Annotated in this window: 14 protein-coding genes and 2 pseudogenes; 8 read left to right on the forward strand and 8 right to left on the reverse strand. The window is 42.0% G+C overall.

The genetic code is table 11. The features are described 5' to 3' along the window. Genes gspE through gspC form a run of 3 tightly spaced genes read right to left on the reverse strand, consistent with a single transcriptional unit; the run spans position 1 to position 4,649 of the window. Entirely contained in the window at positions 1 to 1,548 is a 1,548-nt protein-coding gene (gspE, locus tag ACGEDC_RS07530) for a type II secretion system ATPase GspE (protein ID WP_174567627.1), read from the reverse strand. Between the two features lie 7 nt (positions 1,549 to 1,555). After that, positions 1,556 to 3,703: a type II secretion system secretin GspD gene (gene gspD, locus ACGEDC_RS07535; protein ID WP_055024198.1), complete on the reverse strand. Its 2,148-nt coding sequence runs from the start codon at positions 3,701 to 3,703 to the stop codon at positions 1,556 to 1,558. A gap of 25 nt (positions 3,704 to 3,728) precedes the next feature. Continuing rightward, positions 3,729 to 4,649, reverse strand: a complete 921-nt coding sequence (gene gspC, locus ACGEDC_RS07540) for a type II secretion system protein GspC (RefSeq protein WP_394497432.1) — start codon at positions 4,647 to 4,649, stop codon at positions 3,729 to 3,731. A gap of 248 nt (positions 4,650 to 4,897) precedes the next feature. Between gspC and hslR the strand changes: the two genes are divergently transcribed. From hslR to ACGEDC_RS07560, 4 genes are all read left to right on the forward strand, one after another. Continuing rightward, a complete protein-coding gene (gene hslR / locus ACGEDC_RS07545; protein WP_055024196.1) occupies positions 4,898 to 5,296 on the forward strand; it encodes a ribosome-associated heat shock protein Hsp15 in 399 nt (132 codons plus the stop codon). Positions 5,297 to 5,328: 32 nt separating this feature from the next. Continuing rightward, positions 5,329 to 6,189 carry an Hsp33 family molecular chaperone HslO gene (gene hslO, locus ACGEDC_RS07550; RefSeq protein ID WP_372038649.1) on the forward strand — a complete coding sequence of 287 codons (861 nt, stop codon included), beginning with the start codon at positions 5,329 to 5,331 and terminating at the stop codon, positions 6,187 to 6,189. A 256-nt stretch (positions 6,190 to 6,445) separates the two neighbouring features. Further along, positions 6,446 to 7,987 (forward strand): phosphoenolpyruvate carboxykinase, encoded by a 1,542-nt coding sequence (locus ACGEDC_RS07555; protein ID WP_394497435.1) that lies wholly within the window; start codon positions 6,446 to 6,448, stop codon positions 7,985 to 7,987. A 175-nt stretch (positions 7,988 to 8,162) separates the two neighbouring features. Continuing rightward, complete coding sequence (locus ACGEDC_RS07560) at positions 8,163 to 10,022, forward strand: M14 family metallopeptidase (protein WP_394497437.1); 1,860 nt, start codon at positions 8,163 to 8,165, stop codon at positions 10,020 to 10,022. 66 nt (positions 10,023 to 10,088) lie between these two features. Here ACGEDC_RS07560 and ACGEDC_RS07565 read toward each other — a convergent pair. Beyond that, positions 10,089 to 10,339, reverse strand: a pseudogene (locus ACGEDC_RS07565) (GIY-YIG nuclease family protein); the annotation flags it as partial. 222 nt (positions 10,340 to 10,561) lie between these two features. Here ACGEDC_RS07565 and glp point away from each other — a divergent pair. From glp to ACGEDC_RS07580, 3 genes are all read left to right on the forward strand, one after another. Beyond that, a complete protein-coding gene (glp, locus tag ACGEDC_RS07570; protein ID WP_394497439.1) occupies positions 10,562 to 11,812 on the forward strand; it encodes a gephyrin-like molybdotransferase Glp in 1,251 nt (416 codons plus the stop codon). A 9-nt stretch (positions 11,813 to 11,821) separates the two neighbouring features. After that, positions 11,822 to 12,604 (forward strand): molybdopterin-synthase adenylyltransferase MoeB, encoded by a 783-nt coding sequence (gene moeB / locus ACGEDC_RS07575; protein ID WP_394497441.1) that lies wholly within the window; start codon positions 11,822 to 11,824, stop codon positions 12,602 to 12,604. A gap of 73 nt (positions 12,605 to 12,677) precedes the next feature. Further along, positions 12,678 to 12,974, forward strand: coding sequence for a putative hemolysin (locus tag ACGEDC_RS07580; RefSeq protein ID WP_055024190.1), 297 nt, complete (start codon positions 12,678 to 12,680; stop codon positions 12,972 to 12,974). A gap of 21 nt (positions 12,975 to 12,995) precedes the next feature. Here the strand turns inward: ACGEDC_RS07580 and ACGEDC_RS07585 are convergent, their stop codons facing one another. Next, positions 12,996 to 13,205, reverse strand: a complete 210-nt coding sequence (locus ACGEDC_RS07585; RefSeq protein ID WP_394497444.1) for a DUF2986 domain-containing protein — start codon at positions 13,203 to 13,205, stop codon at positions 12,996 to 12,998. Between the two features lie 201 nt (positions 13,206 to 13,406). Then, positions 13,407 to 13,574 (reverse strand): YqaE/Pmp3 family membrane protein, encoded by a 168-nt coding sequence (locus tag ACGEDC_RS07590; RefSeq protein ID WP_065110529.1) that lies wholly within the window; start codon positions 13,572 to 13,574, stop codon positions 13,407 to 13,409. A 153-nt stretch (positions 13,575 to 13,727) separates the two neighbouring features. Between ACGEDC_RS07590 and ACGEDC_RS07595 the strand changes: the two genes are divergently transcribed. Next, positions 13,728 to 14,894 carry a GGDEF domain-containing protein gene (locus ACGEDC_RS07595; RefSeq protein WP_394497447.1) on the forward strand — a complete coding sequence of 389 codons (1,167 nt, stop codon included), beginning with the start codon at positions 13,728 to 13,730 and terminating at the stop codon, positions 14,892 to 14,894. A 42-nt stretch (positions 14,895 to 14,936) separates the two neighbouring features. On the opposite strand, the pseudogene ACGEDC_RS07600 reads toward ACGEDC_RS07595, so the two are convergent. Next, positions 14,937 to 15,630 (reverse strand): annotated as a pseudogene (locus tag ACGEDC_RS07600) (TIGR01621 family pseudouridine synthase). Between the two features lie 54 nt (positions 15,631 to 15,684). Then, positions 15,685 to 16,959, reverse strand: a complete 1,275-nt coding sequence (locus ACGEDC_RS07605) for a sensor histidine kinase (protein WP_225442287.1) — start codon at positions 16,957 to 16,959, stop codon at positions 15,685 to 15,687. Positions 16,960 to 16,986 lie beyond the last annotated feature (27 nt).

The following is a 16,986-nucleotide window of genomic DNA, read 5'->3' on the forward strand; positions in this document are numbered from 1 at the left end:
TTATTCCTCGCGCGTCACGCGTAAAACTTCTTCAAGCGTTGTCACGCCATCAAGTACTTTACTCATGCCATCATGACGAATACTAGGAATAGTTTGGCGAACATACTTTTCAATGGCCAGTTCACCACGTCCACCATGAATAAGCTCTCGAACATTATCGTCAACAACTAATAATTCATGGATACCAGTACGGCCTCGGTAACCGTTATGGCCACAGGCTTTACAACCATTGGCACGATAAATCACTCGAGTATCGTTCGCAGTGACGCCTAATAGCTCACGTTCACGTTCATCTGGCTCATGCTCAATCTTACATTCATTACACAAGGTTCTGATTAGTCGCTGGGCCAATACACCAAGAAGACTTGAAGACACGAGGAAGGGTTCAACACCCATATCTTGTAAACGCGTAATCGCACCAGAAGCGGTATTGGTATGTAAGGTTGAAATCACTAAGTGACCAGTTAATGACGCTTGAACTGCAATTTGTGCCGTTTCTAAATCACGAATCTCACCAATCATTACAACATCAGGATCTTGACGTAGAATCGCACGTAAACCACGGGCGAATGTCATGTCGGCTTTCATGTTAACTTGCGTTTGCCCAATCCCTTCAAGTTCATACTCAATAGGATCTTCGACAGTCAAAATATTCGTATCTTTTGAGTTAATTTCAGTTAAGCCAGCATACAAGGTGGTACTTTTACCAGAACCAGTAGGGCCTGTAACCAAAATAATTCCGTGAGGCTTACGGATAATGGCATCAAATTGTTCACGAATTGACAGCGTCATACCTAACTGTTTCAAATCGAGATTACCGGTATTTTTATCCAGTAGACGCAATACCACGCGCTCGCCATGACTTGACGGCATAGTAGACACACGCACATCAACCGCTCGACCTGCTATACGCAACGAAATACGACCATCTTGAGGAACACGTTTTTCAGCAATATCAAGGCGTGCCATTACTTTGATACGTGATACCAACAGTGACGACAACTTGCGATTTGGCTTTAATACTTCTTTTAACACGCCATCGATACGGAAACGAACGACCAATTGTTTTTCGTACGTCTCAATATGGATATCCGACGCTTCTTCTTTAATCGCTTCTGATAATAATGCGTTAATTAACTTAATAATTGGCGCATCATCATCACCTTCCAATAAGTCTTCTGTTTGCGGCAATTCTTCGGCAAGAGTGAATAAATCCATCTCGTTACCTATATCTTCCATTAATTGCTGCGCTTCAGATGAATTAGCTTGGAAAGTTTGGGTTAACTTTGCTTCGAACTCTTCGACAGGTAATTGACTTAACACTAAGTCTTCACCAGCATAACGACGTACTTCTAACATCGCAGTCAGCGGCGTTTCACTGGTGTAATACAACTTCAGTGCATCGGCTTCTTTGGCTAATGCCAAGTTAAAGCGATGCGAAAAAGCAAACGGTAAGCGCTCACGACTGGTTGAGTGGAAGACCTCATCATTAAGCTCTTCCGATTCAATACCTAACTCGTTAGATACTTGCGCCAACTGCTCAGTCATTTCTGCTTCACTCATTGGCATCATCTTCTTGTTCTGCATCGACTTCAGTTTCTGCAGGCTGCTGATCTTTGGCTTTACTCTCGCTGATATGCTTTAGCGCTGGGTCGGTTTCACGCATCTTAGTTTCTAAACTCTTCCCTTCTTTGTAACGATTCAGTACTTCGTTAACTTCATCAGGCAAGTACGCTTCTTGATCCCACTCTTCAAGCATCGGCACATCAGTGTTTGGCATTAAGTTAACTCCACGTTCTTGTTGTTCAAGTTGCAATGCACGGAAGTAGTTATACTTGCGGCCCGCAATGCCCTCCATGGTAATCCCGTCACGAATAATCGTCGGCTTAATAAATACCATCAGGTTCTTCTTTTTCACGCCACTTGAAGATGATTTAAATAAGTGACCAATGATTGGTAGATCGCCTAAGAATGGCACTTTTTGCACTGATTCTTGAGTTTCTTCGTTAATCAAACCGCCTAAGACAACAATTTGACCTGAATCAGCCATTACAGTGGTGGTTAATCGACGAGTCGCAAATGTCACATCGACACCTGTTTTACCGTTAATACCTGACACTTCTTGTTCGATGGTTAACTTAACAGACGTTCCTTCGTTAATTTGAGGAACCACTTTTAACTTCACACCCACTTCTTTACGTTCAACCGTTTGGAAAGGGTTACTGTTACCATTACTTGAGTTTTGGCTACCTGTTAAAATCGGGACTTCATCACCAACGATGAACGACGCTTCTTGGTTATCTAGAGTTGTGATAGAAGGTGTAGCAAGTACGTTTGATTTAGTATCACTCGAAACAGCTTGAACTAGTGCACCGAAGTCACCAGCAGTGATCCCCCATGCCATACCATTCACTTTACCTAATGCTTGTGCCAATAAGGTAATATCACCACGGGTGTCTGGGTTTTCAGTACAGGTTCCATTTTCAGTACAAACTGTAGTACCTTCTTCACCTTGAGCCTGCCAAACACCAGCACCGATTTCACCAATCGTTGGACCTAGGTTATTAAACTGAGTACCACCACCAGCTGTGGTTGCCCATTGCACACCAAAACCAACATCATCACCCTCGGCGACTTCTACAATGATAGCTTCAACTAATACTTGAGCACGGCGGATATCAAGTTGATTGACCACACTTTCAATTGTGCGCATTTGATCAGGATCGGCACTGATCACTAATGCGTTAGTATCAAGGTGCGCCATGATATTAATTTCTTTACGACGTTTATTACTGCTTTGACCCGCATCTTGATCAGATTGTAATTGCTCAGCAAATCCTGTTAATACTTCGACTAAATCCTCGGCTTTGGCATAACGTAAATATCTTACTTTCGTATTGCCCGTTGTTGCCTGCTCAGCATCAAGACGACGAATAAGTTCGACAACACGTTGGCGACTTTTTTCATCGCCACTAACAACGACAGCATTAGTACGCTCATCAGCAACAACTTTAGGCGCTTGGCCTGGCATTTGTGCTTGATTAGCAGTTGAACGATAAAGGGTATCGATAATTCGAACGATTTCGCCAGCAGAGGCATACTCAAGCGAGACAACTTGAACTTCAGTGTCACCTTGTTTATCAACGCGGCGAACAATTTCGACTAACTTGTTGACCACGGCTGCACGACCAGAAATCATTAACACATTTGATGGGTCGTAGTTAACTACATTACCGCCACCCGCATTATCGTTTAACTGACGTAATAGTGGTGCAAGTTGTTTTGCTTCCGTGTTGTAAAGGGCAACAATACGAGTCACCATTTCATCGCCTAAACCAGGCTTACTATCATCAGCGACACGAATTGCGGCCGTTTTAGCATCTTTATCTTTAATGACCTTAATGACGCGGTTTTCCATTTCAACCACAGCATAGCCATAAACTTGCAGAACATTGAGGAAGAATTGATAGTACTGCTCATCATTTAATAAATCATAACTACGCACATTGATTTTGCCACGTACGGTCGGATCCACAATGATAGTTTTATTGAGGTTTTTGCCTACAATATTGATGAATTCTTGAATATCTGTGCCTTTAAAGTTGGCAGCATATTGTTCCGACCAAGCCGCTTGAGAAGCAAGCATTGCAATACCTGCAACAAACCCTGCTAATAACTTGCGTCGAATTCCATAACTCTTCATTATTTTCAATCCTCTACTGCCGATACTATTCAGGCAAACTAAATACTATTTCTACTAACTGCCCATCGCGTTCAACCATAACGCCGATTTCTGTTAATTCTTGTAACTGTGCCATTACTTCTAATGATTGTCCCATGTCGGTCAAATCATAGCCGTTAATGGATTTGGCTAAATCATTGGCTTTAAACCCAGCTGCGGTAAATAAGGTTTTATTCTTACCTGGGTTCAAGCGGTAGCCACTCACTCCGTCAGCTCCACGCACCGGAGAAATAGCTAAATAATCTGTTAATTTTCCTGGGTCTGCTAATAATTCATCACGCGAGTCGCTAATTTGCTGAGCAACTTCAGCATTTTGACGGCGATCAATGCGCTGAACTTCACGATCTTTTTTAGCTTGTTGTAATGATTGGTTTGCCTGGCTTTGTGTGGTGTAGCTTAAGCCGTCTAGCATTAAGGTTTCGTAACGCCCAGCGTTAGTGATAATAATTCGGTCTGCATAGACTTCTTTTAATGAGGCCGATGTGCCTTTAATTTTATCGCCAAGACTATAGGTTTCTTGACTACCTTTCGATTCAATGACAGCAAGGCCATTGGTATCGGAAGTCGATGCAACCACACCAGTTAACAGAATAGACAGATTGGTTTTAGGGGCATCGGTAATTTGTTCGACGGGTGCAGGCTTTTTAGGGCGGCCATCGTCACTGGCATCTTTCTCACCAAATAATGACAACTTCTGAACACTACTTAGCTCCACTCGCTTCCCACTCGCAACGGATGTAGGTGAAGGTTGCCAAGCAACAGCTTGGCTATTAACTGGTATTAATTTCCAAGTAATCTGTGCTGTCAGTAATAGCACAATCACTAATCCCAACCAGAATACAGCGGTGCTTAACGGCTTTTGCGGTATCGCTGAAGCCTTCGTTATAATTTTATCTAATACATCCATATTCGGCTTGGACCCTCTATGCAGGTCGCTGTTCTAATTCTGTTAATTTAGGAAATACTGCATCATGCTAACCTACCCAGCTTATTGCAACAAGCCCGTAGCATATCGATTGGCGAAATTGCACCGAATATGCTACATTTGCGCGCCTAAAAACGCTGTGAGAAACACCGTTATTTGTGCGCTTTCCTACATTTTAAATATTAAAAATGTCAACCTTGTGAACTCATACCACTTTTGGGGGTGTTTAGATGGGCCAAGCTTCATCATCAGCAACATCAGTCAGACTCGATAAATGGCTATGGGCGGCGCGCTTTTATAAAACACGCTCGCTTGCAAAAGAGATGATCAATGGTGGAAAAGTACACTATAACGGTCAACGTACAAAATCCAGCAAGCAAGCTGAAGTCGGTGCCAAGATTCGTTTACGACAAGGCCACGACGATAAGGAAATAATTATTGCTCAATTGTCAGAACATCGACAAGGAGCGGCTATAGCACAGACGCTATATGAAGAAACAGCCGAAAGCATTAGTAAAAGAGAATTTAATGCCGAAGCCAGACGCTTAAATATTTTGAATAATCCTGCACCAGAAACCAAGCCGGATAAAAAACAGCGTCGTCAACTTATTCGCTTTAAAGATCTATAAAGACGATTAAAGCACAACAAACGAGAGTGAACATGAGCAAAGATATTTTACATCGCTACTTATTTGATAATGCCGATGTGCGTGGTGAGATGGTACAACTTGAAAAAAGCTATCAAGAGATTCTATCTGCCCATGAATACCCATTCGCATTGCAGCAACTATTGGGTCAATTAATGGCGGCAACGTCGTTATTAACAGCCACAATCAAGTTTAGTGGTGACATTAGTGTGCAGCTTCAAGGTGACGGTCCTGTTTCGTTAGCCGTTATCAATGGCACTAATTTACAAGCGCTTCGTGGTGTTGCACGCTGGAAAGGTGAGTTAGCTGACGATGCATCCCTAAAGGATCTAATGGGTAAAGGCGTAATGGTTATCACGCTAACGCCTGACGAAGGTGAGCGTTATCAAGGTATCGTTTCACTTGAAAACGAAAGCTTAGCAGCTTGCCTAGAAGAATATTTCAGCCAGTCAGAGCAATTACCTACTCGCATCACCTTATTTGCTGATGGCAAACAAGCTGCTGGTATGTTGCTACAAGTATTGCCAACTCAAACCGATGAAAACGAAGACTTCAACCATTTAATGGCCCTTACTGAAACCATCAAACAAGAAGAGCTTTTCACTTTAGATGCTGAAGAGATTTTACATCGTTTATATCATCAAGAAGAGGTTCGCCTTTTCGATCCGGTTGATGTCACATTCAAGTGCACCTGCTCAAAAGAACGAAGTGCTAAGGCGCTAGCGACATTAGCACAAAACGAAGTAGAAACCATTTTGGCTGAAGAAGGTAAAATTGAAATGGGCTGTGAATATTGCCCAGCGGTTTACACTTTTGACAGTATCGATATTGCTGCAATTTTTGCTGGTAATTTTGAATCTACCACACAGCAATAACTGATCGACACAACACAAAAACTTTCACAAAAAAGCGCATATAGCGCTTTTTTTGTGTAAAAAATCTATCTTAAAACTAAAAAATCACCTCAAATTACAAAAAAGTTACCAAACTGTTGGTTACCTGTATTGTTTATTACGTTACAATGACATCGCTAAATTAGCTTCAGCCTAAGCAAGCGATAACGTAAGTCATCCTAAATATAAATCGGCAACATAGACCGATAAACGACCTATTTACGACGGAGAAGACCCGATGACAGATGGAACAAACAGCGTACACTTCAACCTGACAAGCGCTGAATTAATTGAACTTGCTTTACAACGTAACGAAGGACAATTAACAGCCAATGGCGCATTAGTCGCTAAAACCGGTGAACGTACTGGTCGCTCACCAAATGATCGCTTTATCGTTCAAGAAGCCAATACCCAAGATGATATTGATTGGGGTTCTGTTAACAAAGGTATAGCTGCAGATACTTTCGATGCCCTTTGGGGAAGAGTTGAAGCTTACCTTTCTGAAAAAGACATTTTTGTCTCAGAACTGGAAGTAGGTGCCGATGATGAGCATTATCTTCCTGTGCGTGTCACCACTGAATACGCTTGGCATCAAGTATTTGCACGTAACCTATTTATCACTCCAACACATTTCAACCGTGGTAATAAAGACGTATGGCAAATAATGAACGCCCCAGAGTTTATCTGTGACCCCGCTCGTGACGGTACTCACTCTGATGCGGTTGTGATGATCAACTTCGCCGATAAAAAAGTATTGCTAGCAGGGCTTAAGTACGCTGGCGAAATGAAAAAGTCGATGTTCTCTGTCCAAAACTTCTTATTGCCAGCTAAAGGTGTACTGCCAATGCACTGTTCTGCCAATGTCGGCCATGATGGTGATACAACCTTATTCTTCGGCTTATCAGGTACAGGTAAAACAACCTTATCAGCCGATCCAAAACGTTTTTTAATTGGCGATGACGAACATGGTTGGGCTCCGGGTGGCGTTTTCAATATTGAGGGCGGCTGTTATGCCAAATGCATCGACTTAAGCCAAAAAAATGAACCCGTTATTTGGGATGCGATTCGTTTTGGTACTGTACTTGAAAACGTCATGCTAGACGAAAATAGAGTGCCTGATTACACCAATACTGAACTAACTGAAAACAGTCGTGCAGCTTATCCACTTGAACATATTGCCCAACGTAAAGAAGAAAACCGCGGTGCAGAGCCTAATTCGGTCGTATTCCTAACATGCGATGTTTCTGGTGTCCTTCCGCCAGTTTCTGTGCTTACTAAAGAACAAGCAGCTTATCATTTCTTATCGGGTTATACCGCTAAGGTGGGGTCAACTGAAATGGGGTCAACATCTGCCATTCAATCGACATTCTCGACTTGTTTTGGAGCACCTTTCTTCCCTCGCCCAGCAGGTGTATATGCTGAACTATTGATGAAGCGAATCGAGTCTTTTGGTAGCCGAGTTTATTTGGTTAACACGGGCTGGACAGGTGGTCCACATGGCGTAGGTAAACGTTTTGATATTCCAACAACTCGTGCCATTGTCGACGCGATTGTCAGTGGTGAGCTTAAAGATGTGGAAACACAGCATATCGATAAGCTGAACTTAGCGGTACCCGTCGCTGTTTCTGGTGTTGATACTCAACTATTGAATCCAATTAACACTTGGGCAGATAAAGCTGAGTACAACAAATATGCACAGCAATTGGCAGAAGAGTTTACTGCTAACTTTGCCAAATATCAGGTATCTGATGCAATTAAAGCAGCAGGGCCCAATAGCTAGGTATTGCTAACTTTCATGTTGTTTTATCTGCACTAAGCCTCAAATGACATTGAGGCTTTTTTATTTGTTACATTTTAAACAACAAACAAAGCAACAACCTGCCCCTAACCTCTTGTCTCAATGTTGAAATAATTTATGATAAAACAACACACTTGTTCATTTTGTAGGGATATCTATGCGCCGCGTTTTACTTGCCAGCTGCATCATAAACTCACTGATTTCTTTTTCTAGCGTGGCGACACAGATCACTCCTCCTTCAGCAGGCTCTTTGCAGCTTAGTTCAGAATTTGCCAAACCGGTTTTTATTAACGATGTTATCTTGCCTCCCATTAAACCTTGGAGTGGTTCAAGTGAAACATTACTGCGATCTGCTGATCAATCTTGGTCAACGCCATTTGAACAAAACGGATTAACCACCAGCCCAAACTATGATGAAACTCATCAATGGATGACTAACCTTGTCGATAATAGTGAATTACTAACACAAGTTTCGATTGGGAAAAGTCCACAAGGGCGAGATATTTGGATGGTGGTTGCCTCAGAAACGGGGGCAACAACCGCCGCAGAATTATCACAAAGTAATAAGCCTACTGTGCTAGTACAAGCTGGGATACATTCTGGAGAAATCGACGGTAAAGATGCTGGGATGATGTTACTTAGAGACATCACTCAAGGTAATAAGGAACAATTACTGGATAAAGTTAACCTTCTGTTCGTGCCTATTCTGAGTGTCGATGCCCATGAACGCAGCAGTGAGTTCAATCGTGTTAATCAACGCGGGCCTGTTGATATGGGCTGGCGTACTAATGCACGTAACCTTAATCTCAATCGTGACTACGCAAAGTTAGACACCCTAGAACTACAACATATGATACGAGCCATTAATATTTGGCAACCTGATTTATATATCGATGTGCATGTCACCGATGGCATAGATTATCAATACGATGTCACCTTTGGATATAACGTTAAAGAAGGCTACAGCCCAGCAAGTTTTGAATGGCTTGAAAACTATTACCGTCCTGAAATTGAGTCGGCATTATCAGCTCAAGGGCACATTCCTGGTAAGCTAATATTTGCAATTGATAATACTGATTTATCAAAAGGCCTTTCTTATTGGAACCCAAGCCCACGGTTTTCTAATGGTTACGGTGATGCCCGACATTTACCCACTATTTTAATTGAGAATCATAGTTTAAAACCCTTTAAACAGCGTGTTTTAGGCACTTATGTCATGTTAGAGCAAACATTGAAAACGGTAGCTAAGCATGGAACTAAACTCAAAGCCGCTATATATGAAGATAAATATCAGCATCCACAACGTATCCCCTTAACATGGGAAACCGTTGAGCAGCCTGGTTGGGACTTTAAAGGAATAGGGTACTCTTTAGAACAAAGTGAGATTAGCGGTAATGAGGTTGTTCGTTGGGACGGTCAACCAAAGTTATACCCAAATTTAACTGTCATGGGGAATACGCAGCCAGCTATTAATACCCTACGCCCCAAATATTATTACGTCCCAGCGCAGTGGCAACAAGTCATAGAAAGGCTATCAATCCACGGGGTGAGAATGACCACACTGACCAAGGCGAAAACAGTAAAAGTCGCGCAATATCAATTTTCCAATCCCGTGTTTAATACAAAAGACTACGAAGGTCGCCAACGTGTAAATGCCACCAGCAATAAAGTTAAGTTTGAAACTACACTCCCTGTCGGCACGGTTGAGATTTCGACCAATCAACCACTGGGCGATTTAGCAATATTATTGCTTGAGCCACAATCAGCAGATTCATTTTTCCAGTGGGGATTTTTCAATAGTATCTTTACTCGAACAGAATACATTGAAGATTATGCGATAGAGCCAATGGCAGCCACTATGCTAGCAGAGAATGAAGCTTTAGCGAGTGAGTTTGCCCTTGCATTAAAAGATGAAGACTTTGCCAACGATCCTAAAGCCAGATTACGCTGGTTTTACGAAAGAAGCCCTTACTACGACAATCAATATATGAAGTACCCAGTATTACGTTCAAATTAGTCTTGGTAAGCAAAAATAGCGATACATTGCGTGCAAAAGGTAATTGTCCCAGCGCTTTGTATCGCTTTATTTCGGTTGATAGCTTGCAACTAATGCCAGCTTTTTTGTTCGAGACAGTTTTTTTACCGCAAGTTCACGTTTAGTGGCAGCACTGCGGTTGGCCACGGATTCTTGATACACTAAATTAAGTGGCCCTTTACCACGTAAAAATTTAGCACCTTTCCCCCCTTTTCATGCTCACTAAAGCGGCGAGCAACATCTGTGGTAATCCCTGTATATAACTGCCCATCTCGACATTGAATCATATAAAGATACCAATTCGCTCCTTTCGCTTGCGACTTATCTACAGGCTTAATTGAGTGTGACGTTGACCCAATTGAGTCATCAGCTTGATTACTGCTCATCGATATAAAAAACCTTCGTTCGGATCATAGTTATCTGTGGCTATCATGGCATAATGCGGTATCAAAAATAAATCTTATGTTCTAAGCCTACCTTAGACAAACCACAACATGATGAACGTCATGTGAGGAGCAACGATGTCAACAAAATCTGATGCCTGTGCACAACCAGGCTTAATGGCACCCCAAGATGCAATTAACGCGCTTTTAGCACAAGTCAGTGTCATTGAAGATAGCGAGATGGTGGGCTTAAATGATGCTGTTGGGCGGATTTTGTCTGAAGATTTAGCATCATGTATTGATTTACCACCTTTTGACAATTCTTCTATGGATGGTTATGCCTTCCGTTTTGACGATTTAACAGGCGAGACAGCAACAACACTGACACAGGTCGGTACTTCTTTTGCGGGTCACCCATACACAGCGCCTATTAAACCCAACACTTGCATTCGAATCATGACTGGCGCCCCTGTGCCTGCTGGATATGACACAGTACAGATGCAAGAAAAGACTCAAGCGGATGGTGAAAGCATCACTATCGAACACCCTAGCGCCAAAGGCAATAGTATTCGCTATCGTGGTGAAGAGTTACTGGCAGGAACCAATGTATTAAAAAGCGGTACTCAAATTCGTGCAGCCGAAATGGGCGTACTGGCTACAATCGGAATTAGCCAAGTGCGAGTAAAGCGTCGCTTAACGGTTGCCTTCTTTTCAACAGGCGATGAACTCCGTCCTGTTGGTAGCGAGTTAGCACCAGGACAAATTTATGACTCTAACCGTTATTCAATTCAAGGTTTGCTAACTCAAGCAAATGTTGAATGGATAGACTTAGGTGTTATTGAGGATGATAAAGAAGCCATTCGTGGCGCTTTTAAAGAAGCGGCAGACAGAGCAGATATGGTCCTTACCTCTGGCGGCGTGTCAGTTGGCGATGCTGATTACACTAAGCAAATTTTATCAGAAGAAGGTGAAATTACCTTTTGGCGTTTAGCCATCAAACCAGGTAAACCTTTTGCATTTGGTAAACTTGGCAACGCCGTATTCTGTGGTTTACCGGGTAACCCTGTTTCTTCAATGGTAACTTTTTATAAGCTCGTTTGGCCAATCATCAATAAAATGCAAGGGTTAACCCCTAAGCAAGCCTTAGTGGTCAATGCAACCCTATCAACGCCTATCCGTAAACAACCTGGCCGAGCCGAATATCAACGTGGTATTTTAAGCCGCAATGAGAACGGTGAACTTATTGTTGCTTCTACAGGTGGCCAAGGCTCAGGTATGTTGACCTCAATGAGTTTGGCAAATTGCTTTATTAACTTAGATCAAGACCAAGGGGATATTGCCGCTGGTGCAACCGTTCATGTCGAACCATTTACCAGTGTGCTGTGCTAAGGAAATATCATGACTCAGATACCTCAAGATAATGAAGTCGATATTTTAACTGACAATGAAATGCTGCGTTATAGCCGTCAGATATCCATTAAAGCAATGGATATTGAAGGGCAAGAAAAGCTTAAACAAGCAAAAGTGTTAGTCATTGGAGCCGGTGGTCTTGGGTGCACGGTGACACAATACCTCGCTGTCGCGGGTGTAGGTGAAATGACCATTGTTGATTTTGACACTGTAGAGTTATCCAATCTACAGCGACAAGTCTTACATCAAGATGCCAATATTGGCCAAGCAAAAGTCGACTCAGCCAAGCAAACACTTGCGCAATTAAACCCACTCATCACTATCAATACCATAAATCAATTTTTGGATGAGGATCGTATTGATGCGTTGGTTGCTGAACATGGGTTAGTACTCGATTGCACCGACAATGTTCAAGTCAGAGAGCAACTAAATCAAAGCTGCTTTAAACATAAAATCAGCTTTATCTCAGCTGCTGCGATCAGAATGGAAGGCACTGTCACTGTTTTTGATTATCAAGCCAGCTCTCCTTGCTATCACTGTTACAGCAATTTGTTTGGCGAACAGCAGTTGACCTGCGTCGAGTCTGGTATTCTAGCGCCAGTTGTTGGTCTCGTCGGCTGCATTCAAGCAACTGAAGCTATCAAAGCCATTAGCCAGTTTGGCCAAGGCTTAAATGGACGCATTTTAATGATTGATGCAATGACAATGGAGTTTCGAGAGATGAAGCTACCAAAGCAAACTAATTGCTCTGTTTGTGGTGGAGAAAAGTAACAAAAACGGCAATTTGTGGTTATCTTGTCTATAGTTAAATAATGAAAAATAGCAGCGTAATCAGGATGCTAAAATGTTCATTGTTTTAAAGATAACCACTGTATTATCTTGCTTCAAAAAACACTGTGAGTTAATAAGCCCACTTAGCTTGGCAATTTACAGTGTCATTTTAGGTAGCTTAACAGCCTGTTCAGGCGATGACATAACGCCGCTACATTCAACTAATCCTGCTTCGAATTATTGTTTAGATAACGATGGGACACTTGAAACCATAAAACACATCAATGGCGATATCTTGTTATGCACTTTACCTGACGGAGAAGTCATCGAAACTTGGGAATTATTTAGACGGGATCACCAAAAAACCTAATCGATTTATAAGTGGTTAAACTTAATTTATGCCACTTTCAGCAAGTTTTACATCCTCAACACCTTGCAAATCTGCCGTTTCAGCACTAAGTAGTGCTTTAGCTGCTTGTTCCTCTACTGTCCTATCCGCTTTTGAAATATATTTAGGTTTATTACTCGCGCCAGCCTTTTTCGCGTTGGCTTTTTTAGCTTTACCTTTTAGGGTTTGATTAATTTTTTTACGTCGGTTCATCTTAGTATTACCCTAAAGTACATATAAAAAAAGCGGTTTCATTACAGCTCTGTCAGTCGAGGGGGATTTTACAATCTATACACCAAAATACCAATTCAAAATCGCTTCAACCATCGACACAATTAAGAATTGGCCTTTCTGTTACAGCTACTCACTCATAAAAAGTGCTTGCTGCTCATTCGAGCTGTTGTCGCTAAATGCCTATTCTTGTATTACAACCCAAATGGCATGGAGCAAACCAGGAATGAAAAATAACAGGCACAAGATAACGTTAATAAGTAAGTCTTTCCCCACACCTTTTTTCAAAAAAACCGCAACCGGTGGCAATAAAATAGCAATGATAATGAGTAATAGTTTATTTGTATCCATAAGTGTTTAATCCTTTATTTGTAAGTGAATCAATTTAATTACAGCTCAACTGCAACAATTTGTTAAACAGTTCAAATATCATTATGATGATTAATAAATACAATTTATTCTTGATTTTTAATCATTTAAGCTAATTACTATGTAGAAGGTGCGATGATAGAAAACAGTAGCCTTATTCTCGTTCAAGTTATTTGCCTATTAAGCTTCGCAGCGACAATAGCTTGGACAGTTATGGTCACCCCAATGCGAGTTGCGCCTAGCGCAAGTTGGCGATTCGCATTAGCTAATTTTTCTATCTTGATAGGTATGTTGCTGTATACCCAGCGCACATTTGAACCCAGTTACCTGCATTGGCTCATTGCAGATAATATTATTCTAGTCGGTTTTTGCTTATTGCGCTGGGGAGCCCAGCGTTTATATCATCTCAATTCCAGTTATCAGTTTGATATTGGCGTATTACTGGTCACCTGTGGCTTCATGCTCATGGTACAACCCCAAGCAGAAAATGCGTCCTATCTCATGATCATCTTATCCTTGGCCGCCTCGGTGTTGTTTTTCATGTTAGCCAAAGATCATTACACCGCTTTCAAAGCTAACTTTACCGCTTTTGCCACTTACTGGCTGGTTGTCCCTATTTTCTTGATTGGTTTATTGTTCTTTATCCGCTCGGTAATTTTAATTATCTATCCAGAAAAAGTAGCCACCTATGCAGCTTTTAACACTGAACAATCCATCCCTGTTCTTTGGACTTACATCGTCCTTATTTTAGTCGTCAACATTCTCATTATTGGCAACACCATTAATCGCCTAGTCGTTAAAATAATGACACTTGCTAACAAAGATCCTTTAACAGATCTCTGGAATCGAAATGCATTACAGAAAAAGTTAACCGCTGAACATGAGCGCTGGCTGCGAGATAAAGTGATGTATAGCGTCGTGTTAATCGACATAGACCACTTCAAACAAATTAATGACACTCACGGGCATACCGCAGGGGATGAAGTATTAAAGCTGACCGCTAAACGGCTTAGTAAAGTGACCAGAAAAATAGACTTTTTGTGCCGTTTTGGCGGAGAAGAGTTTGTACTAATTTTACCTAACACCACAGAGCAACAAGTTCTTTGTGTTGCAGATAAGCTGCAACAGACGCTCACAGAGATTGACTTTAAATGGCAAGGTACACCGATTCAAATACAAGCGAGTATTGGGTGTGTCACCATCACGGAATCATTAGCAGTAGATTCGCTATTACAGTTGGCAGATAAAGCGATGTATGAAGCAAAAGCCAGTGGTCGTAACTGTATCAAAAGTGCTAATTAGTCATACTGTCTCGGACATCAAGCTTAATTTTCCAACTCAAGCCTAAATCGCTGACGGTTTAGTTTTGGCTTTCGGCCAATCTAGTGCTGCCGGAGTCTTCCAATCACCTTGTAATTGCTTAATGACCTTTTCATTTGAAAAGATCTCACCAGAGACTGGAAGTTGGTTTATGTGATAATGCAGCCCTTGGTAATAAAAATCTAACGCCATTGCATGCAAATAACAACGATCGCTTTGTTCGGCGCCATAAAGCGTGTCTCCAATTATCGGAACGCCAATACTGGCCAAGGCAACTCGTAACTGATGGGTTTTACCACTTAACGGTTTTAATAGGTACAGTCGCAAACCGTGTTCTAGCGAGTAAGAAAAAACTGAGTGATAGCAGGATTCTCTTTGCTGCGAAGCAATTTATACATACTACGCCGAGATTTACTCATGTCACCGATAACCCAACCTTGCTTTTTTTCGGTTTACCCTGAGCAATGGCGACATAGTATTTTTGAATACGATGCTCAGTAAACAACGCGGTAAACTCCGCTGCAGCTTGAGCAGATTTGGCTAAAATAAGCAGCCCCGAGGTTGGTGTATCTAAACGATGAACACTAAATAGCTTAATACCTAAATCAGCCTCAACTTGAGCAACCACTCCTGCACTGCCATCTTGGCTGTGGAAATGCACATTAGGAGATTTATGGATCACAATAAAGTCAGGGTGTTGTTCAACAATTTGATACATAGACTGATTTCTGTTGGGGAAAATGAGTAAGGTTTATCTGTTTTACCAGCTGGCTTAAAACTGAATGTCGACAATCAAACCTGGGTGATTATCTTTAAGTTCAATAGTAGCATGATGACGGGATAAAATCGCTTTCACCATTGATAAACCAAGCCCTGTCCCCTTGTGGTGACGACTTGGGTCAAGCCTCACAAGACGCTCAAATACTCGCTCTTTGTCTTCGTCACTGATCCCGGGGCCGTTATCAATAATCTGCACAGTGCGCCCAGTTTGAACAATTTTAATCTCGGCATCTTCAGGCGCATATTTAATAGCGTTATCAACTAAGTTAAACAGCGCTTGGAATAACAAATATTTATCGCCTGAAATGGTCACATCATTAGCCACACTTAGTGACAAGGTTTGCTGCTTCGACTCCGCAACCACCTCTGCCATTTCAAACAAGTCTTCACATAATAACTGCAAACTCACAGGCTGTTTATCTAACGTCTGCTGGCCTTCTTCAATGCGTGTTAATGACAGCATCGCATCAAAAGTCGCTAAACAATGATCCAGCTCTTCAAGTAGCATAGCCGTGAGTTCTGGCACCTGTTCAGCTGGTTTACTCGGTAACTGCTCAATACCGATGCGCAAATGTGATAAAGGTGTTCGTAAGTCATGGGCAATGTTATCGGTCACGCCTCGCACTGACATTAAATTATGCTCAAGCGTATCTAACACTCGGTTAAACTGTCCGGCTAACATGTCAAATTCATCTTGATTATGACTAACGGGCAAACGGGTGTCGTACTCGCCTTGTTCAATTTTCTCACTGAGTAAATTGTACTGTACCAATCGTCTTAAAATGGCTTTGGAAAACACAAAACCAACCGCAAGAGTGATGCCCAAAGTAAACGCAACCGCCCAAAAAGCAGCATTGATAAACTTCTCAATTAAGGCTGACAAATTATCGGTTCGGGTTGCAATCAGCACAGGCCCGTAATGGGTCATGACGATTCCGCCAGTGAGGATATGTAGCTTATCTGGGCCACCCGTCAAAATCGGAAAGTCACGGGTTTTAGGCAATAGCGGCATGTTGTCTGGCACAAAACTTAATGCACCAACCATATCAACACTGTTACGCCATGCTATGAGCGCAGTTTTGGGATCCGCTGCGCGTATTTGGGCTGCAAAGCTGCGACGGTCAACCGTTAAGGCTAACTGCTGATAACGTTGCATTTCTGTGGCAAGGTGCTGCTCGACTTGGTTTTCCTGTTCAATCACCAATTGCCGATAGAGCCCAAACACCAGTAACACAATGAGTAAGGTTACCAGTGTTGAGAAAATCAGCGTAATTCGCCAAGCACTACTTTGGTA

The sequence above is a fragment of the Shewanella sp. ENK2 genome, assembly GCF_043568515.1.
Lineage (GTDB): Bacteria > Pseudomonadota > Gammaproteobacteria > Enterobacterales > Shewanellaceae > Shewanella > Shewanella japonica.